Consider the following 19,282-nt stretch of genomic DNA (forward strand, 5'->3'; position numbering starts at 1 on the left):
CGCGTGTACGGATTATGTTTTCCGAACAATTACCGTAGGAGGATGTGAGGTGACGCAAACCGATACCGCCCCGCAGCAGCCATCTGCATCGCCTGGGCGTGCGCGCACGGGGGCGTTTGAGTACGTGTTCCCCGCCATCCGCGGCGTTCAAGCCGGCCGCGAGTACTACGTGACGATGTGCCCTCTGCGGCTTATCCCTCGGATGTTCTTGTTCGATGAGGAGGAACTGACTCCTGAATTACGTGCGCAGCGGACGCTGAACAAGGGACGGGTGCCCGAGATCGCCCGGTACATCGTTGAAAACAGCGATAACTACGTCTTCTCTGCCCTGACCGCTTCCGTAGATGCCGACGTCCACTTCGAACCGATCGCAGGCGACGGACCAACAGAGCGTGTGGGTACGTTGACCATTCCCATGTCGGCCCGATTCGTAATCAACGATGGTCAGCACCGGCGCGCGGCGATTCAACAGGCGCTAACCGAGAATCCCGCCCTGGGCGACGAGAGCATCGCGATCGTCATGTTCCTGGATGTCGGCTTGGAGCGCTGCCAGCAGATGTTCGCCGACCTCAATCGTCATGCCGTTCGGCCCGCCAAGTCGATCGGCGTGCTTTACGACCATCGTGATGAGATATCGGCGCTGACAAGGCTTGTCGTGATGCGATCAGCTTTCCTCCGCGATCTCACCGAGATGGAGACGTCGAATTTGGCGCAGCGGTCACGAAAACTGTTCACGCTGTCGGCGCTCTACACCGCTACCAAAGTGCTGCTCGACGGTGTCGAAGAAGACAACTTCGAGCGCCAAGTGGATCTAGCCGCAAAGTATTGGGAGCTGGTGGCCGATCAGTTCCCGGAGTGGGAGCTGGTGTTCAACCGCGAGATCACTGCTGGCGAGGTGCGTCAGGACTTCATCCACACGCACGGCGTCGTGCTTCACGCATTGGGCAGGGTCGGCAATAGTCTCCTGAGCCAAAGTCGGGGCGTCCGATCATGGTCGATCGCACTCAAGACTCTGCGCGAACTGGACTGGCATCGGTCAAGCGGTACCTGGGAGGGTCGCGCCGTCATTGGTGGGCGCGTTTCGAAAAGCGCCGCGAACGTACTTCTCACCGCAGCTGCAATGCGCACCGCGATGGGGCTGCCATTACCGCCGGACGAACAGCGGGCAGAAGACGCATTCCGAGGAGGAGCTAAATGAAGCGAAGTCTGCCAATCTCGCCGAAGCGTCGGTCGGCGTTCGATGAACTGGGATTCGCGGCGACTGTCGATGCGGTGGTGGGTAAGACGCAGGAACTTTATGCGGCTGACGACGTGCCATGGGTGGTCGGTTACTCGGGCGGCAAGGACTCGACTGCCGTGCTGCAGATCGTATGGCTTGCCCTCCAAGCACTTCCGAAGAAGCAGCGCCACAAGCGAGTCCACGTGATCAGCACTGACACATTGGTCGAGAACCCGGTCGTGGCCGCGTGGGTGACGCATTCATTGGAGGTGATGGAGGGGGCGGCGCGCGGCGGCAGACTACCCCTTACACCTCACCGGTTAACGCCGGCCGTGGCAGATACGTTCTGGGTCAACTTAATTGGTCGAGGTTATCCGGCGCCTCGGCACAAGTTTCGATGGTGCACGGAGAGGCTGAAAATCAAGCCGTCCAACTTGTTCATCCGTGAGATGGTCAGAGCCCACGGTGAGGCGATCTTGGTGCTCGGCACGCGGAAGGCTGAGAGTTCGGGCCGGTCCCACCGCATGACCGAACTGCAGGCACGCCGCGTGCGAGATCTACTTAGTCCGAACAACTCGTTACCGAACTGCCTTGTTTATTCACCGATCGAGGACTGGTCCAACGACGACGTCTGGACCTTCCTTATGCAGGAAGCCAATCCGTGGGGCTACTCCAACAAAGAGCTGCTGACGATGTACCAGGGCGCCTCGCCTGATGGGGAATGCCCGCTGGTGGTCGATTCCAGCACACCGAGTTGTGGTGACAGTCGGTTCGGCTGCTGGACCTGCACCCTTGTCGATAAGGACAAGTCGATGTCGGCGATGATTCAGAATGACGAGGAGAAAGAGTGGATGCTGCCGCTGCTTGATCTTCGTAACGCGCTCGACATCGCCGACGACCGGCACCTGCGCGATTTCCGCCGGATGAACGGCTCGGTCCAGCTCTTCCACGGCAAGCCGATCCCCGGACCCTATACCCAAACCTCACGCGAGGACTGGCTGCGCAGACTCCTTGAGGCACAGGCGTTTATCCGTGAAGAAGGGCCTGACTATGTCCGGTCGCTCGAGCTGATCACGCAAGCCGAGCTGGAGGAGATCCGCCGCATCTGGGTGGTGGAGAAGCATGAGTTCGAGGACCACCTCCCGGCCATCTATGAGCAAGCCATGGGTACGCCCTACCCCGGCGGCCCGCTCGACGAGCACTTACCGCTGGGGCCTGAGCTGGTCGATACGCTGCGTGACGTCACCGGCGGTGATCGTCTGCACTTCGAACTCGTCCGAGAACTTCTGGATATCGAGCAGCGATATCGGTCGCAGACTCGTCGCGCTGGATTGTTCGACTCGCTCGAAGGGGCGATCCGGCGGAGCTTCTACGACGACGAGACCGATGCCACTCTGCGGGCGCAGCGGCGCAAAGCAGCCAAGGATCGAACTGACGAGTCAGCTGAAGAACCGGATCCGCTCGACATCGCCGATGGCTACGTACGGCAGGCCACCGAGGAGGTCGTTTCGTGATTCTCGATTCGCTCGTTTTGGAGAACGTCGGCACGTTCCGCGGTAAGAATGAAATCCAGCTCACGCCAACATCTTCGAATAGGCCGGTTGTTCTCATTGGCGGCTTAAATGGCGCGGGCAAGACGACGATCCTCGAAGCCATCCACCTGGCGCTCTACGGGGCACTATCGCAGGGCTTTGGCCGGCGAGCCGGTAGCTACGACAGCTACCTAAAAAGTCTCATTCATCACGGTGTTCCCGCGTCCGAGGGTGCAGCCGTTGAGCTGACCTTCCATGTTTTTCAACAGGGGATGAAGCACTCGTATCGGATCAGGCGACGATGGCAGGGTGGCGGAGCCGCCCTGCGTGAGTTCGTGATGGTCTGGATTGATGGCAAGCACGACGACGCTCTCGCCTCGACATGGAGCGAGCATGTCGAGACCTTCATTCCGCGCGGCATTGCCGGTCTGTTCTTCTTTGATGGCGAGCAGATCGAAGCCCTGGCTGACTTAGAGCAGTCGCAGCACGTCCTGCGGTCCGCTCTCGCCGCTCTCCTGGGCCTTGATTTGATCGACCGCCTGTCGACCGACCTGGCGGTGCTACGTCGTCGCCATCGTGGCGCCGAGGTACCGGACGAACTGCGCCAACTTGTAGAGGCAACCAAGACGGCGGTCACGTATGCGCGACAAGCTGCAGAATTAGCTCAGGAGCACGTCGGCGCTGCGAGGGTGGAGGCCGAGCGGGCTGATAAGCGCCTGGTCGAGGTCACCGAGCAATACCGAGCTGCCGGCGGCCACCTCCTCGAACAACGCGAAGCTGCTGAGGGCCGCCTAACGTTGGTGCGCCAGCAGATTACCGACGTTGAGGAGGATTTGCGCTCCGAGGCGGCCGAAGCGGCACCCTTCCTCCAGACTGCTGAACTGCTCGGATCCCTTGCGAATCAGGTTGCGCTGGAACGAGATGCTCGTCGCGACGCGGTGGTGCTCGATGTCGTTGCAGCGCGCGACCGCAAGTTGTTGAACCAGCTGCGTAAGGCGAAGGTAACCGGGGCAGCGCTCGCAGCGGTCGAGACATTTATGTCGACCGATGTGGCTGAGCGGCAAGAGACATCAGCGCGGGTGCCGATGGTCAGTGGACTGGGTGACGGCCGCGATGTCGAAGCATTGCGCTCAAGCATCCTGCCCTCAGTGCGCAAGCGCCTGGCATCGCTGGTGGAACGCCGGAATGCGCTTGCAGTGGAGTTAGAACAGGCTGAGCGGACACTCGTGGCCATTCCTGACCCGGAAGCTCTGGCATCGCTCAAACAAGAACTCGATGAGGCATCACAGGCTGCGGTTCGGTGCCATGCCCTGCTTGTTCAGGGTGAGGACCGGTTAGAGGCCGCACGGCAAGAGCGTGCCCGCGCCGACACTGCCTACGAAGCCGCGATGGATAAGGCGGCGCAGGCCACGCTGGACGCTGACGATGATCGCCGACTCGTGGAGCACGCCGAGCGGGCGCGACAAACCTTGGAGATGCTGAAAGCCAAGGCGGCCGAACGTCATGTCGGTCAGATATCGCGCCTGGTGCTGGAAGCGCTCAACAGGCTACTGCGGAAGGATCGCTTGGTCACCGACGTACACATTGATCCCGCGTCATACACGGTGGACTTGATCGGCGCTGACGGTCAGGGTCTCACGGCCACCGAACTATCGGCAGGGGAGCGCCAACTGCTCGCGGTGGCGTTACTGTGGGGGCTCGCTCAAGCTGCCGGCCAACCGTTGCCGATGGTCATCGATACCCCGCTTGGACGGCTCGACGGTTCTCACCGCGGTCGGCTCATCGAACGGTACTTCCCCTATGCAGCACACCAGGTGGTGCTGCTCTCCACGGATACTGAGGTCGACGAAGCGGCACTGAAATCATTGCGGCCGTTCGTAGGGCGGATGTACCGGCTGGAGTTCGACGGCGCCGTTAACGCCACCACGGTCCAACCCGGTTACTTTTGGGAGTGAGCAATGGGAATCGAACATATCCGACTGACCACGACCGCCCGTGACCAGCTCGTCACGCTGAAGCGCCGAACCGGCATCACCCAATGGAACGTGTTGTGCCGCTGGGCACTATGCCGTTCGCTGGCGGAGCCGGCGCCGCCGCCAGCGGCAAAGTTGGTGTTTGACAGCAATGTTGAAATGACCTGGCGGGTGTTCGCCGGTGAGTATGGCGACGAGCTGCTCGCTTTAGTGCGATACCGCTGCCACATCGACGGTCTGGCGACTGATGAGGACATGGTGGGCCAGCAGTTGCGCCTGCATCTTCACCGCGGTATCGGCTATCTCGTCGGCGATCCGCGCGTCACCAACATCGCCGGGCTCGTATCTGTCGCGCTGGATCAGTCGCCGGCGGCATGACCGAACAGGTCGCGCGTCATAAAACCGCGATGACGCGCGCAGCACTATCCCGCCCGGTCGCCATGGCGATCGGTGACGGCGTGCTCAGCACCAGCCAATCGGTCTTCGATTACGGGTGTGGTCGAGGGGACGACTTACGAAATCTCACCGCGCTGGGCTACCGCATTGACGGCTGGGATCCAGGACACAGGCCCGGGAATGCGTTGAACCCAGCCGACGTCGTCAATCTCGGCTACGTGGTGAACGTTATTGAGGATCGGCACGAGCGCCGCGAGACTCTGCAGCGTGCGTGGAACCTTGCCCACCAAATTCTGATCGTTTCCGCCAGGTTGACATGGGAAGCCAGGGATCTCGAAGGGCGTCCGCATGCCGATGGGCTCGTGACGCGTACCGGGACCTTCCAAAAGTTCTATGAACAAGCAGAACTCGCGGATTGGATTGAACAGGCGCTGGGCGTCAAGCCGATCGCCGCAGCCCCGGGCATTTTCTATGTCTTCCGTGACTCCGCGCGTGAACATGAGTTCCTCGCGACGAGGGCGTACACCTACCGGCCGCGACTCCGCGTCGATCCGCATGCGGTGTACGAAGCGCATCAGGACATCCTGGCGCCGCTGCTCGACTTTCTCACCGTTCATGCTCGCCCGCCGCGCGCAGGCGAGTTGGACGAGTCCATCGAGGTACCGATACGCGAGCACTTAATCAGTATTGCCCGCGCTACCAACCTTATTCGACAAGTCACCGATGACGGATACTGGGATCAGGTCAGACTGCAGCGACGTCAAGAACTGCTTGTTTATATCGCGATGTCGAGGTTCGGGCGCCGCCCACGGTTTGGCGAGCTAGCAAAAACACTTGCGTTAGACGTAAAGACCCACTTCGGCAAGTACAGCGATGCGTGCCTCCAGGCGGACCGGCTGCTCTTGGCGGCCGGCGACCCGGCGATCGTGCTCGTCTCAGCTCGCAGCGCTAGCATCGGCAAACAGACGCCGTCAGCGCTGTACGTGCACCGCTCTGCTCTCGGCCATTTGCCACCGGTGTTGCGAGTCTACGAAGCCTGTGGACGGGTACTCGCCGGCACTGTGGAGCACGCCAACATGGTGAAGCTGTCGGTAACTGAGCCCCAGGTGTCCTACCTGAGCTACCCCGACTTTGACCGCGATCCCCATCCGACATTGCGGTCGGCGATCACCGTGAACTTGCGAAAGCTCAGTGTCGACTGGCGTGACTACAGCCGTTCAGACAATCCGCCGCTGCTCCACCGGAAAGAGGAGTTCCTCGGCGCGGAACACCCGAGACGATCGCTTTACGAACGTCTGACGCGAGCGGAGATGAGGGCCGGACTGTACGAGCACCCTGAGCATATCGGGACGCTCAAAGGATGGCTGGCGACCATGGATTCGGTTGGCGTCTCGCTTCGCGGGCATCGGCTGATGCGCCGTTAACACCGCACCAGTGCATTAGTCATCGGCAGACGCAAGAAGGGGCTCGCCGTGGTGAAGATGACAGGTGTAGCGCTACTCCGCTTCGTCCGTGAACAGATGAGACAGTCGTCCTACTATCAACCGCTCGTGATTCGGTCACTCATAGAGGCTGGCGGGACACTCTCGCGCGAGGACCTCGCGAAGGCGCTCCTCGTCGAGGACCAATTCGCCATGGCGAAGTTCGTCGAGACATTAATGCGTTGGCCCAAAAGCACTTTGGAGAAGCACGGAATTGTTGCCTACGACCGCACTGCCCGGACCTTCAAGCTTCTTGCCGAGTTTGACGGCAATGATGTTCGCGAACAGATTGTGGCCGAGTGCGATGGGGCAATCCGAAACTGGCAACAGAAGGAAGCGCCGAAGATTGCCTCACGCTTTTTCAGCGTGATCGAAGCATCGGGCGGTCGATGCCAAGCGTGTGGAGTACCCGGCTCCGTGCGACCGATCGACGTCGATCACATTGTTCCGCGTAACAAGTCAGTGAAGGGATACGTGACGATGAAGGACGGCAGCCGCGTTCCCGTTGACGACGCTCGTAATCTTCAGGCTCTGTGCTCACGGTGCAACCGGGGAAAGCGTGACACGTCGAGTTACGATTTTTCGTCCATCGCGTGAGCGACTTGTCGACACGATCCGGATCGTGCTGGAGCACGCTGCAGACCTGGGCTACGAGCCGGCCGAGTTGTTGGCGGCTACTATCGACGGCGGTATAGCGACGTGATGAACTCGGAGAGCACCTGAGCGCGACTGGCGCGCCGCCAGAATTCTGTGCGTGATGGCGTGCGCTGCCGCATCCCCGTCGGCCGAGTTGTCGAACTCAGCCGACGGGGATGCCAGCTTCTGAGCCATCAGCCCCAGTTAACTCCACCCAGAAGTTCATCAACCGACAGCGGCTTCGCCCCACCATCATCGGCAAGAGCTTCTGTTACCAGGTCGATGACGATGAGATTCACAGGTTGGTGCCGAACGTTGATCTGCTCCTGGATGTATTCGAGGCCACCGTTGGCGAACTCCTCGAAGATCTTGATGCGTTCCTCCAGGCGGGAACCATCCATGATTTCCGGGTCGTCCGAGACCACGTTGGTGGCGATCATGTTGATCAGCGTGTCGCTGAACCCCGGATACGTCAGCACCTCATATCGGATGGGGTCGCCTGAGCTAGCCGTGAATGGCACCCGACGCTGCTGGTGGAATCCGACCCCGGCGGCGAACAAAAGGATGTCGCGGTAGGTCGGGAACTTGGCCTCGGTCTGCATCTCCTGCATCAGGGCTTCATGCTGTTGCGGTCGGCGAGCGCGGATCTCGCCCTGCGCGGTTGTCATTTGATCACCTTGAGTTCAGAGTGGTCGGAGTCGTCGGACCGAATATAGGGATACGACATGCCTTTGAGTTCGATGTCCTCGGCGATGCTGCCCACGGCTGTGGTATGTGCCTCGATAACACCGAGATGGCTGACGTACGGCAGCAGCTCCGTGACCACCTTGCCGAGGCCCTGGCTCTTGCTTACCAGGACCACCAACTGTGGTGCCATCTGTGCCAGTGCCCGCGATACCGCTTGTTGATAGTCCTCATCGAGCGAACCGAACGCCGCATCCATCACGATCGGGAAGGTGCCGGCGTCGGCGGCCGCGGCGCCCTCAGCGCGGCCACCTTTGCGGATTTCGCGGGCCAGCTTGGACACCGCGGCCACGAAGCTGAGGCTCAGAATCTGGTTCTCGCCAGTAGATTTAGGCACAGGCAGCTCCACACCGTTGACGTTCTGGTGGAGCGTCAGCTCGAAGCCATCGTTGAGGGTCGGGATATATGGTTTGAAGGTAATGCCCTTGAAAACCTTCTTGACCTCGGCGTCGAGGCGGCGGCGCATGTCCTCCTCACGAAAGGTGAGAATTTCCTCCAGCGCCTTCTTCACAGACTGCACCAGGTCGGAACGTGAACGGGCTTTTTGAGCCAGCTCGTCTGTCACTTGCGCCCGCGATCGCTCCTTGGTTTTCTGCTCGATCGCCTTGCTAATCGATTCCAGCTCGGTCTGAATCGAACCTTTGCGTTGGTTCTCAATTGCGATACGGCCCTCTAGATCGATCCGCTTGGTTTCCAGCTCGGGGACGCCCTCCATCCGACTGCCCTTGAGCTTGCCGTCTAGTTCCGATTTGCGGGCCTCAAGACGCGAAACCCGTTCGCGCTCAGTTTGAATACGATCGAGCAACGTGCGGAGGGAATCCCGAAGATTGCCCCGTGCGTCTGCTAGCGGAACGATTTGGCCACTGAGTTGCTGCCAGGCGGTTTCCACTGCCTGCAATCCGGCCCGTTGACGCCATTGTTTTACGTGGCCCCACGGCGTGCTGTGTTCCGCGAGCGGGGTTCCGCAGATGCACGAACCCTCTTCGAGTAACTGGTCGACAAACTCGCGCTTCAGCGGCGCCGGCAATGCGCCCTTCTGATAGAGGTTGTCGGCCATCGCTTTCGTCTTTTCACCCAGGGTTTCGGTGAACGCCTGGAAACCCTTGGTCGCGACTAGCACCGCGCGCTCGGTCAGTGCTGCATCTCGTGCGGCCCGTGCCTCCGTGAGTTCGGTCGAAACCATGTCGCGTTCCTCTTGAATCGGAGCCGCTTCGGCGTGCTGTCGCAGCAAATCCATTGTGGCGTTGCGCTCTTCGGTCAGTACAGCGATCTTGCCCTCGGCGACCTTCAGCTCATCCTTGGCTTTCATCTGCCTGTCTGTCAGCGAGTCGATGGCGTCTTGGATCGCACTTGCCGTCTCACCGCCGTGTTTCTTGAGTTCATCGGTGAGCTTGCGATTCACCTTCGGAAGGTGAGCGATGGCCCGCTCCACCTGCTCCAGATCGAGCAGCACCTTAATGTCCTTTTGAACCTCTGCGTAAGCGCCTTTCTTGACAAGGTTCTCGATCCGCTCGCCGTTGAAGAAGAAGAACCGACTGACGCCGACTGGAAGGATGCTGAGGACGGTCTCCTGCGGAGCGTGGCTTACCTCGGACGACCCGTCTGGTCGCGTCGTCCACAGTTCCAACGTGGGGGACAGCGGGCCTTGGTTGTCCGACTCCTTGCGGAGGTATGCGCTGCGCCGAAGGCGGTAGTCCTGTCCCGCGTGGTCGAATCGAATCTCCACCGCGACTTCGATCGAACCGCCGATGGGGAGCGCTCGCCAGACGCTATCGGTGATCATGCGTTGCTGTTGCTCGACGTCCTCAGACATGTTGCCGTATAGCCCCCAAGTGAAGGCATTGAGCAGTGTTGTCTTACCCGCGCCGTTGGCCCCGAATACGAGCGTCACTGGTTTGATGGCATCCGACGTCAGGTCGAGTGTCTGTGTTCCCCTGAACTGTCGGAAGTTCGTAAGTGTGATGGACTGCAACTTCATGGGATGATCTCCTTCACCGCAGCCAGCAAGTCGTCCGTCGCGTCGTACGCAGTGATGTGGAGCTTGGCCCGCTCAATCTCCAGTACCCGCTTGAGCAGCGCAAGCTCTTCGGCGCTCAAGTCTTCCAGCACCTGCCTTTCGGTGCGTTTGTCCATCACGCTGCTCCCTTCGACGTTAAGGTTCCGGCCACGTTCTTCTCCTATATGTCCATGAGTTGGTAGCGCTCTTTGAGCGGGCGCAACACCTGTAGCGTTGCGTCGTAGTTTTCCGACAACTTGCCGAATTCGTTGGCCCTTTGAAGTTCTCGGACAAGCAGGGCGCGCTCGACGTTGAAGTTGATCGGCGCCCCGGCCGGGGGAACTGCCAGGTAGTCCAAAATCTCCGCGCGATCCTTGCCTGGCGCACGGCGCAGAAGGCGTCCACGGCGCTGGATGAACTGTCGCGGATTGCTGCTGCTCGCTAGCAGATAGCCGATCCGGGCGTCTGGGATGTCAACTCCCTCGTCGAGGCAACGCATCGCGATCAGGGTGCGGAGATCGTTGCCGCTGCCGAATCGTCGTAGGAGTAACTTTCGCTCGCTCCTCGGTGTCTCCGACACGTAGGTGTGCCCAGACAAATGGAGTTCATTGCCGACAAGGTGCATCACTTCGTCCACTTGCTTCGGTCCCGGCGGTTCGCCTGGTTCCGTTGGCCGCCGGCCTTCGGCGCAGTAGATGAGCTGGAACCACTGATCGCGCCGCGCGTCCAGATCGGCTCGCAGGGCGCCGATTTTGCCTTCAGCGTGCCCGAGCACCCCAGCTCGTTGACGCAATAGGAACCCCAAAGGTGAATCTGGATCGGAGCTCTGGAGGTCATCGCCCGACCCGATGCACTTTGCGATCTGGGCCGATAGGTCAACGTACATGTTGGTCTCAGCGCCGTTCAGCTCGATGAGCCGGGGCACATAGAGGTACGGGGTGAGCGCGCCTATTTCGATTGCCTTGCCGAGTCCAAGCTCGAAGCAGACGGGTCCAAAGTACTCGGCGAGCGCGTCCGTCCCTTCGTCGTCGAACCAGCGTTCCGGTGTTGCCGACAATCCCAATCGGTAGGTCGCGTTCTCGGGGAGTGACGTACGAAAGGTTTTGGAGCCGAGATTGTGTGCCTCGTCGGCGATTACAAGTAGTGGCTGCGCAATGCGCGACAAGACCGATTGGAATCGCTGACCAGAGAATGAGTCATTCGTGGCGACCATCGCCACTACGGGGCGCTGTCCCAAGCGTGCCGCTGCAAGCTGGTCCTCTACGACTGGAAGCCACTTCTCACTTGATTCGTAGACGGCAACCGGCCGGACACCAAAGTCCTCGATCTCGGTGATCCACTGGTCCACCAGGTGGATGAATGGTGCCAACACCAACACCACCAGCGGCTGTTCGCGCTGCCGCAACAGCTCGCCAAGCTTGGTTGCAGCGATCATGGCGGTCTTCGTCTTACCGGTGCCGGTGGCCATCTTGAGGATTCCACGGCCTTGTTGTCCGAGCCATGCCATGACCGCGTCCCGCTGATAATCGCGAATCTCAAGTACTTCCGGGATTTTCAGACGAGTTGGTTCGTTGACCTCCACCGGTCGCGGAGTAAGGGCGTCGTCTGTGCCTGGCAGAGGGCGGTGAGGTCTGTCGGTGCCGAGTCTGATGAGTCGCTCGCGCGCGACGTCAGGAAACCGCTCCACGCTGAGATTCGGCGTCTGGTTCGACCACAGTGATTGGAAATCAGCCTCCAACCGGAGTGCGCGTGCACCATCTCCTGAAACCCACCCACGGTAGACCTCGACCGACTCGAAATTAGCCATCAGTCCGCCGTAGGTCTCGTTGCTGCTGCCGGTGAATCCAACAAGATCGCCGAGGTCGTCACGAAAGATGCCGATCTTCTCGTGATAGATGCCGACACGACCGTCTTGCTTGACGAAAGCGAGCTTGATATCGAGCCGACCTTCGGCGATGAGTCGACCCAGTAGCCCAAGCCCGTCGAGTACGGTGTCCGGCTGATCGTCATCTTCTAGCTCCCGGAGCGTCGCCCGCTCCAGTACGGTGCGGATGTCGTATCCGCGCTCGATGTCGAGGATGTCATCTTCATTCAGGTGGGGTGACGCGATGAGTCGCATTGATCCACCGCGCTCAGCGAAGATCTCGATGCCACGGGCGTACAGCGCCAGGCTGGTCGAGGTGAAGTAGCCCACTGCCCGGCTGTAACTCGATGCCACGGTGAACGCAGGCACGAAAAAATTGCAGACGACATCTTCTCTGTCGCTGCGGTACCGATCATTCAGCGACAGCGATCGAAGACCGCGCTGCGTATCGGTCACAGAAGGTCCAGGATTTCGTCCACGTCCGCGCTATTGGTTCGGTCGGTTGGGGCGTACCCCGTCTCAAGCTGTTCGCGCACCGCAAGCAGTAAGTCGGCAACATCATCGTCGCCGCGGACGCGGTAGTCCCCAATGATGCTGCTGACTGGAGCGTCTTCGGGTAGCTCGATTGCGGTCGCCAAGGCAACGCGCGCCTCCGCAGGATCGGATGTCGGTCCCGCTCCGATGAGCGTCAAAGCGTCAGCGATCGGTTCGTCGACCACGTCACGCGCCCGCTCGAAGCTGAAACTGCGGTCGTCATGGATGACAAGAAATGCCTCGGTATCCGCCGCTATGTCCCCCTCCATCAGAAAACGGCGAATCGTTCCGAAAGACGGTTGAATTCCTGTCCAGGCGACGGCTTGCGGTCCGAGGGGCGAGTCGAGCTGCACCGTCTGGCCCTCGGTCATATCGAGAATCGTTGCGATCGCTATTGGCGCCACGGAACCACTGCCGCGAAGATGGTCGGTCGTGATCCGCACGCGGTACGCCCACCCGTCAGCCCGCCGGAACAGCCGGCGCGTACGGCGCGGCGACTTCCGGGCGGTCCTTTCGCCGCCTAACTGCACGATCCCGTCCTTGGTCGTGAACGGTGCGGCTGCCGCGTACGCGACCACGCTGCTGGCACTGACGCTGTAACGGCCAGTGATGTACTCGACAACATCGTTCAACCGTGCTCGCCCACCGCTGCGGGCAACGAGTTCGCGGATCATCGACCGAATGCCGGTGTACGCCTCCATGCCCCATTCCTTGAGAGCCCAGCGGTCACGGTCAACTCGCTCGAAGCGGTCGTCATCACCCAGCGCATTACCCAGGGAACGGGCGCTGCGGTCGAAGACGAAGCGGTCGACGATCTCCTGAGAGCTCAGCGGTGAACCCTCAAGAAACAGAACAGCCGCTGCGTAGTCGCCAACAGACGATGTCCGCACCAGAACACATTCACCGCTAATGATGTAACCGCAATGAGTCAGCCATGATGCGGTTAGGTCGGGCCGCCGGTCGGGGTGGCTCGACTCGACCAGGTCCAGTTCGTCGAGCCGAACAACGCCGTACTGATTCGCTCGCTCAGCAAGCTGAGTTCGTGTGAGTTCCAGCGCCGCGCTCATCGTGGGTACAACGCACCAGCCGTCCTCAATCTCATAGGCGTCGTCGAGTCGGTCAAGCAGGCGCCACGCAGGTTGTCCCACCCGTTCGACTTCTCTGCCGAGTGCCGGGATCATTTCGAGAAGATCGTCGAGTGGCCGGATGGTCCCGATAAGGCCGCGCACACTCTCACTGATCATCGCCAGCGGACCGTCTTTGGAGACGACGGTCATCATGGTGCCACGGGCCTGTCCCTCGATCTGGCGAATTCGCTCGCGGGTGACGTCGTATCTCTGGCCAAGCTGGTCAAGAGTCACGGGATCGTCGGCGAAGAGGCGCGCGCTCAGAACTTCGGTTGCACGGGTATCGAGCACGCTGAGGGCGCCGTCGAAGAGGGCGGCGACGTCTCGTTCGCTCTCTTGTTCGCTGAGAATGTCACTCACGCGGAGCGCCGCGATCCGCTGCCGTGCCTTGATGATCTCGTCAGGCGTGCCTGGCGCCACTTGGCCGTCGATCAACGGTTGATTGAGGGATCCGATGGTGCTGTACCAAGTGGCGATACTTGTAAGGTCCTCAACCAAGGAATCGACCCAGCCAGATTGGTTCGATACCGCGACAGACGAGTCGCCCGGGAACAATCGTGCGGACACCGAGGCCCTGATCGTGGGTGTCGCTGTGGACGTTGATGCGTCCGCCAAGGTCTGCAGGATCGTGTCGACCGTGCCGACTCCCACCTGGTTCCAGTCGAGCATCTCCTCGACAGTCGTGGCAATCAGATGGCCAGGCAAAGAGCGGCTAGACTTCGACAGCGCATTGCGTGCCCGCGCAGGCATCTCCAGGCTCAGCAAGTCGATGTCGGCTGGCAAGCCTGGGAAGATTTGACCGATCGTCCAACGTGTCAATCGCTCCATGGCAAGTGTCGAGATCGTGGCCAGGCGCGACCGCCGGTCCGCAGCATCAGTGCCCTCGATCGACTCACTCCACCAGTCGACAGCACCGACACCCGAGGCCCCAGCGAGCCACGGAAACGCGTCTGCCCAGCTTTGCGGGCGTACTTCGTCCGACGTCCAGACACCGGTCATGGCGGTATTTTGCCCCCTTCACGTGTTGCGCAATCTGTATAACAGTGCAGCGCAGTACGACAAGGTGGAATCGCGTTCTGCAAGTGCGGGCTCAAACCTATGGGGTTCTCAACGGCCCGATCCTGGAACCCGCCGTCATAGGCCAACGCAACGTTAGCGGTTACGGCTTGTGGAGCGGTACGCCGCAACGATTCGACGCCTCACATCCCCTTTAGAAATGTCAGGTAGTTCGACGTTGCCCGCTCACACGTTGAACGCTGCCTCCAGTATCTTTGGGATACGTACGACCACTGCCCTCATCGCGACGGTCGTTACCCGTACGACAATGGCGGGGGCAGTTGCTGGGGATCGTCCCTAGCGGCCCTCCGCTCGTCGAGGCTACGGCGTGCGCTGCTGTGGAGCGCGATGACGTAAACCACAGCGTCCACTGACGAGACAGCCGACGTGGGCGGGCACAACATGCGCGACATCTACATCGGCTCGATCACCACGCCGTACGTGCTCAAGGGCAGAAGCTCGGTACCAGGCCTGCCGCTCATCCACCAGCGCTAGCCGGCCGACGGCCCCGGCCTCATGAAGTCCGGCAGCGCCTCCTCGGGGTTGGCCGGGATCTTCGATTCGGACAGTCCCCACAGCTGCCGAATGGTCGCACCGCCGTCGACGACGAGCGTCTGGCCGGTGATGCGGGCGGCCAGCTCGGAGGACAAAAACAGCGCTGCGTTGGCGATGTCATGCGCGCGGGGCGCCGCCAACGGGTTAATGCCGTTGACGGCATATTCACCAGGCGGCTGGTCCTCATTGCCCGAGCCCACATTGCCCGGCGCCACCGCATTGGCGCGAATCCCATAGCGCCCCAGTTCATCCGCGAAGGTTTTCACCAGCGAGATGACGCCGGCCTTGGCGGCGCCGTAGGCGGCGTGATAGGTCGCCGAGGCGATGCCGTCGACCGACGCGATCGCCACCAGCGATCCACCACTGCCCTGGGCGATCATGTACCTGGACGCGGCTTGAAAGAGATAGAACACCTGGGTCAGGTTGTAATGGATTGCCGCGTCCCACAATTGGGGGGTGAAGTCCTCGACCTTCGACCACGTCGCACCACCGATGATGTCGATGCACACGTCGATACCGCCCAGCGCCGCCTCGACGTCGTCGATCGCCCGGCCGACCTGCTCGGGGTCGGTCATGTCGGCGACGATCGGGACGGCGTGACCGCCCCTGCCGATGATCTCGCCGGCGATTTGCTCCGCGCGCTCCTCGTCGATGTCGATGCAGGCCACCGAGGCGCCCGCGTCGGCCAGGGCCAACGACGTGAACCAGCCGTGGCCCGCGCGCTCGGGGATGTAGCCCGCACCCGACACCACCGCACGCTTGCCCGAGAGCCCCAAATCGATCACGCCGACCTCCTTCGCGGGCCGAACGCCGTTGATGGCCGACGGCCGTACTGGTGGAGTATCGAGGCGCCCTCGACCGCAGTCAACGACGACGCGCTGCGCCGAGTCACCGCGCAATCAGCACGCCGGCTGGTGTTCCTCGACTCCGGAGCTACTCGCCTGAGACGGTTCCTCGCTCGCCTTGCCCCGGAACGGCCCAACGACCTGCCCGCCCAAGTAGACGACCCCGCGGCCGACGGCCACGAACGCACGGCCCGTCACGCCTCCGACGACCCCAAGCGTGGCCAAGGCAGCATCCAACACGCTCGGGATGTGGAAGTCCTCCCAGGTCTCCACCTGGTGCTGGCGCGCCTTCGCGAAGCGGTCGAGCTCGTCGCGCAGGGCGGCGCCCTGCTTGGCCAGCTCGCGCACCGCCCAGAATCGGAAGCCGTCGATGGCCGCCGTCTTCCCGAACCGGTCGAGCACTTCCTTCGCGCTCCGGTAGATGTCGAGGTCTTCGCGCAGATGATGGTCGACCAGCCCGCGAGCCTCGTCGATCGCCCGCAGCAGCTGCTCGGGCTCCTTAGCCTCGATGCGCGCGAGGTTCAGCCGCTGCCACTTGTGCAGCGCCTCCTCGGCGATCACCAGCAGGCTCAGGGTGTCGCCAAGCCGGTTGTCGTCGATGGCGTTTCGCAGCTTCCCGGCCCGCTGCTGCACGCCCAGGGTGTGATCGAACGACGCCAGGATGCGGCTCACGTGGTTGCGCAGCTGCTCGACCGCGACGTTGAGCGCCGGCCCCAGCGCGGCGACCGAATCCCAGTACGCATCCGGCAGCGACCCGTACTTCTCCAGCGACTCGACCATCCGCGAGACCGTCAGGCTGTTGCCCAGGACGTCGCCCGCGCGCTGCGCCCGCGCGACTTCGAGCACCGCGTCGACCTTGTCCTCCACCCGCCGGACGGCGTCTTCGACCTCGGCGACCGCGGACTTCAACGCGACCTGCACCGCGATCATCTGCGCGGACATCATCGCTTCGGCGCCCAGCATCGCCGGTTGCCACTGCAGCGCGGCCAAAAGGTCCCCGGCGTCGACGCCCGTCGCCAGCCGGAAGAAGCCCTCGCCGAGAGGAACCAGGTTGCCTTCCTTCAGGGCCTCCACGGTGTCGCGGTGCAGCTGCACGTACTTGCCGCCCTCGGCCAGCAGGGCGGCCACCCCGACGAACCCGCTCGCCAGCGAGGCGGTGTCGATCCCGGCGACCCGCATCCCCTGCCCGGCGATGGAACGCAGCCGCGTCAGGTAGGACTCGACGGCGGTGGGGTCGCCACCCAGCAGGAGGGCCTCGTCGTGCAGCGCGACCACGACCTCGTCGGCGTCGGTCCCGGCCGACACGTCGAACATGTCGGTCGTGCTCACGGCACCCCCTGATCCTTTGGCCAAGCAAAGCGGCCAACAGTTAACAGGAATTTGTCGGCTAGCAAATCGGGACGTTACACCCCTGTGTCGGGCCCACCGCTTCCCTTTGCCGTGTGTTTGGCAGGAATTCACCGACGCCGCGAGCCGGCCTGCAGCGACGGCGGCGAGCAAACCCTAGACCGCGCCGGATAACCCGGCCTGCCAGCGTCAAACCACCCGTAATCTTCAGGGGTGCCCGAGCGTAAGACCCCCCGACTGACGGTCGAGGACTGGCTGCAGGCGGGCTACGCGCTGCTCGCCGAGCAAGGGGTGCGCGCGCTGAAGATCGAGCGCCTCTGCCAGCAGGCCGGCGTCACCCGCGGCAGCTTCTATTGGCACTTCGACGACATGGACAGCTACCGGGCCGCGCTGGTCGACTCGTGGAACACGTTCCTGGAAAAGGACCGGCAATCGCTGGCCGAACTCGACGCGCTGCCGCCGCGCGAGCGCCTGTCGGCCATGATGGCGGCGCTGACCAGCCCGGGGCACTGGACCCTGGAACGCGCGATGCGCGAATGGGCCCGCACCGACCCCGCCGCCGCCGCCAACGTCCGCGCGGCCGACCGGCGCCTGCTGCGCGCCGTGACCAAGGCCTACAGCGACTACGGCTTCGGTCCCGAGGACGCCAGGCTGCGCGCCCAGCTGACCTTCGCCGCCGGCATCGGGCTGCTGCACCTGGCCGAGTCGGCCCAGCAGGCGCAAAAGGCCACCCAGCGGGAACGATTCCTCGAGCTGATGCTCAAGGACTAGACCATCGCGATGGGGGAGATTTTGGCGCCAATCGCCAACGCCCCGGCCAACTCTCGGCTCACGTCGTAGTCGAACACCACATGCCCCGCCGCGATGTCCACGTCGCGCTTGAAGCGCTGCATCGGATTCGACAGGAACTGCGCGCTGGCGCCGGAGGCCTCCACCAGGTCGGCGATGACCGCCGTGCTCTCGTGCACCGTGTGGGCGGCCGCCAGCCGCGCCTCGGCCCGCACCGCCCGGCTCACCCGTTCGCCGCGGACCACCAGGTCCTCGATGCCGCCGGCGGTCTCGTCGACCAGCGCCCGCAACGCGCGCAGCCGCACCCGCGCGCTCGCCAGCCGGATCTGGGCGGCGGGCTGATCCTTCTGCGCCGCACCGCTGTACGCCAGGACGCGGCCGCCCAACCGCTCGGCGAACAGCTCGGTCACCCGCTCGGCGGCGCCGAGCACCGGCATCGACGCCACCAGCGCCAGCGCGGGCACCATCGGCCACCGATACGTCGGGGCGTCATGGGCCCGCGCGCCGGGCGCCGTCCCGGCATAGATGTCGGCCACCGACACCATGCGGTGTTCCGGGACGAGCACGTCGGTGACGACCACGTCGTGGGAACCGGTGCCGCGCATGCCCGCGGTGTGCCAGGTGTCGACGACCTCGACCCGGTCGGCGGGCAGCAGCACGAGCGCCGGGTCGATCCGGTCCGGCCGCTCGACGAGCGCCCCGACCATCACCCAATCGGCGTCCATCGCGCCGGTAGCCCACGACCACCTGCCCGTCAGGCGCACCCCGTCGTCGGCCGGGGTGCCGCGCCCGGTGGGGGCGAGGGGAGCGGGCGCCAGCACCGGCCCCGCCCCGAACACCTCCTCCTGGGCCCGCATGTCGAACAGCGAGAGCATCCAGTTGTGCAGGGCATAGAAGCCCAGCGTCCACGCGCTGGACGCACACCCGTGCGCCATGCGCCGAATCGGTTGCAGCAGTTCGGGAAACGACGCCTGCATGCCGCCGAACCGGGCCGGCAGCAACAGCCGGAACAGCTCGGTCTCGCGGAATTCGTCGACCGTCGCCGCGGGCAACCGGCGCAGCCGCTCGGCCTCGTCGGCGCGCTCGGCCAGCCGGGCAACGAAGTCGTCGGTGATGCCGTGCAACTGCCGGTCGTCGATCACGGACATGGCGCCGACCGTACCATACCTTTTTGTACGGTGACGACGT

The 19,282-nt window shown here is 62.7% G+C and carries 15 protein-coding genes; 7 read left to right on the forward strand and 8 right to left on the reverse strand.

The annotated features are described in order from the left end of the window. Positions 1-49: 49 nt before the first annotated feature. The 6 genes from dndB to C1737_RS03255 are packed head-to-tail and all read left to right on the forward strand — an operon-like array spanning position 50 to position 7,198. Positions 50-1,198 carry a DNA sulfur modification protein DndB gene (dndB, locus tag C1737_RS03230; RefSeq protein WP_102417214.1) on the forward strand — a complete coding sequence of 383 codons (1,149 nt, stop codon included), beginning with the start codon at positions 50-52 and terminating at the stop codon, positions 1,196-1,198. Continuing rightward, positions 1,195-2,733 (forward strand): DNA phosphorothioation system sulfurtransferase DndC, encoded by a 1,539-nt coding sequence (gene dndC, locus C1737_RS03235; protein WP_102417215.1) that lies wholly within the window; start codon positions 1,195-1,197, stop codon positions 2,731-2,733. Before dndB ends, dndC begins: the two co-directional genes overlap by 4 nt. Then, positions 2,730-4,706: a DNA sulfur modification protein DndD gene (gene dndD, locus C1737_RS03240; protein ID WP_102417216.1), complete on the forward strand. Its 1,977-nt coding sequence runs from the start codon at positions 2,730-2,732 to the stop codon at positions 4,704-4,706. Before dndC ends, dndD begins: the two co-directional genes overlap by 4 nt. A 3-nt stretch (positions 4,707-4,709) precedes the next feature. Then, the gene (gene dndE, locus C1737_RS03245; protein ID WP_102417217.1) at positions 4,710-5,102 is read left to right on the forward strand and encodes a DNA sulfur modification protein DndE; all 393 of its coding nucleotides are present in this window, start codon (positions 4,710-4,712) and stop codon (positions 5,100-5,102) included. After that, on the forward strand, positions 5,099-6,544 hold the full coding sequence (locus C1737_RS03250; protein ID WP_102417218.1) for a DNA phosphorothioation-associated putative methyltransferase: 1,446 nt from the start codon (positions 5,099-5,101) through the stop codon (positions 6,542-6,544). Before dndE ends, C1737_RS03250 begins: the two co-directional genes overlap by 4 nt. A gap of 57 nt (positions 6,545-6,601) precedes the next feature. Further along, complete coding sequence (locus tag C1737_RS03255; RefSeq protein ID WP_233214694.1) at positions 6,602-7,198, forward strand: HNH endonuclease; 597 nt, start codon at positions 6,602-6,604, stop codon at positions 7,196-7,198. A 233-nt stretch (positions 7,199-7,431) separates the two neighbouring features. Here the strand turns inward: C1737_RS03255 and C1737_RS03260 are convergent, their stop codons facing one another. From C1737_RS03260 to C1737_RS03285, 7 genes are all read right to left on the reverse strand, one after another. Further along, complete coding sequence (locus tag C1737_RS03260; protein WP_102417220.1) at positions 7,432-7,905, reverse strand: DNA phosphorothioation-associated protein 4; 474 nt, start codon at positions 7,903-7,905, stop codon at positions 7,432-7,434. Next, the gene (locus C1737_RS03265) at positions 7,902-9,959 is read right to left on the reverse strand and encodes an AAA family ATPase (RefSeq protein WP_102417221.1); all 2,058 of its coding nucleotides are present in this window, start codon (positions 9,957-9,959) and stop codon (positions 7,902-7,904) included. The genes C1737_RS03260 and C1737_RS03265 overlap by 4 nt, the downstream gene beginning before the upstream one ends. Continuing rightward, on the reverse strand, positions 9,956-10,114 hold the full coding sequence (locus C1737_RS26675) for a hypothetical protein (protein WP_158243945.1): 159 nt from the start codon (positions 10,112-10,114) through the stop codon (positions 9,956-9,958). The genes C1737_RS03265 and C1737_RS26675 overlap by 4 nt, the downstream gene beginning before the upstream one ends. A 44-nt stretch (positions 10,115-10,158) precedes the next feature. Then, positions 10,159-12,297, reverse strand: coding sequence for a DEAD/DEAH box helicase family protein (locus C1737_RS03270; protein ID WP_102417222.1), 2,139 nt, complete (start codon positions 12,295-12,297; stop codon positions 10,159-10,161). Then, positions 12,294-14,501: a sigma factor-like helix-turn-helix DNA-binding protein gene (locus tag C1737_RS03275; RefSeq protein WP_102417223.1), complete on the reverse strand. Its 2,208-nt coding sequence runs from the start codon at positions 14,499-14,501 to the stop codon at positions 12,294-12,296. Before C1737_RS03275 ends, C1737_RS03270 begins: the two co-directional genes overlap by 4 nt. Positions 14,502-15,049: 548 nt before the next feature. Further along, positions 15,050-15,898: an SDR family NAD(P)-dependent oxidoreductase gene (locus C1737_RS03280; protein ID WP_102417224.1), complete on the reverse strand. Its 849-nt coding sequence runs from the start codon at positions 15,896-15,898 to the stop codon at positions 15,050-15,052. A 114-nt stretch (positions 15,899-16,012) separates the two neighbouring features. After that, entirely contained in the window at positions 16,013-17,287 is a 1,275-nt protein-coding gene (locus C1737_RS03285; RefSeq protein ID WP_233214638.1) for a hypothetical protein, read from the reverse strand. A gap of 231 nt (positions 17,288-17,518) precedes the next feature. Between C1737_RS03285 and C1737_RS03290 the strand changes: the two genes are divergently transcribed. Beyond that, on the forward strand, positions 17,519-18,076 hold the full coding sequence (locus C1737_RS03290) for a TetR/AcrR family transcriptional regulator (RefSeq protein WP_102417225.1): 558 nt from the start codon (positions 17,519-17,521) through the stop codon (positions 18,074-18,076). On the opposite strand, the gene C1737_RS03295 is transcribed toward C1737_RS03290, so the two are convergent. After that, positions 18,073-19,242, reverse strand: a complete 1,170-nt coding sequence (locus C1737_RS03295) for an acyl-CoA dehydrogenase family protein (protein ID WP_102417226.1) — start codon at positions 19,240-19,242, stop codon at positions 18,073-18,075. The genes C1737_RS03290 and C1737_RS03295 overlap by 4 nt on opposite strands. Between the last annotated feature and the right edge of the window lie 40 nt (positions 19,243-19,282).

The organism is Mycobacterium sp. 4858, assembly GCF_900240975.1.
In the GTDB taxonomy this organism is placed as follows: Bacteria; Actinomycetota; Actinomycetes; order Mycobacteriales; family Mycobacteriaceae; genus Mycobacterium.

What these genes read in the sequence shown, in the direction of transcription:
- dndC (WP_102417215.1), top strand. Translation starts at nt 1,195, where the DNA reads ATGAAGCGAAGTCTGCCAATCTCGCCGAAGCGTCGGTCGGCGTTCGAT.
- dndE (WP_102417217.1), top strand. Translation starts at nt 4,710, where the DNA reads ATGGGAATCGAACATATCCGACTGACCACGACCGCCCGTGACCAGCTC.
- C1737_RS03250 (WP_102417218.1), top strand. Translation starts at nt 5,099, where the DNA reads ATGACCGAACAGGTCGCGCGTCATAAAACCGCGATGACGCGCGCAGCA.
- C1737_RS03255 (WP_233214694.1), top strand. Translation starts at nt 6,602, where the DNA reads ATGACAGGTGTAGCGCTACTCCGCTTCGTCCGTGAACAGATGAGACAG.
- C1737_RS03260 (WP_102417220.1), bottom strand. Translation starts at nt 7,905, where the DNA reads ATGACAACCGCGCAGGGCGAGATCCGCGCTCGCCGACCGCAACAGCAT.
- C1737_RS03265 (WP_102417221.1), bottom strand. Translation starts at nt 9,959, where the DNA reads ATGAAGTTGCAGTCCATCACACTTACGAACTTCCGACAGTTCAGGGGA.
- C1737_RS26675 (WP_158243945.1), bottom strand. Translation starts at nt 10,114, where the DNA reads ATGGACAAACGCACCGAAAGGCAGGTGCTGGAAGACTTGAGCGCCGAA.
- C1737_RS03275 (WP_102417223.1), bottom strand. Translation starts at nt 14,501, where the DNA reads ATGACCGGTGTCTGGACGTCGGACGAAGTACGCCCGCAAAGCTGGGCA.
- C1737_RS03295 (WP_102417226.1), bottom strand. Translation starts at nt 19,242, where the DNA reads ATGTCCGTGATCGACGACCGGCAGTTGCACGGCATCACCGACGACTTC.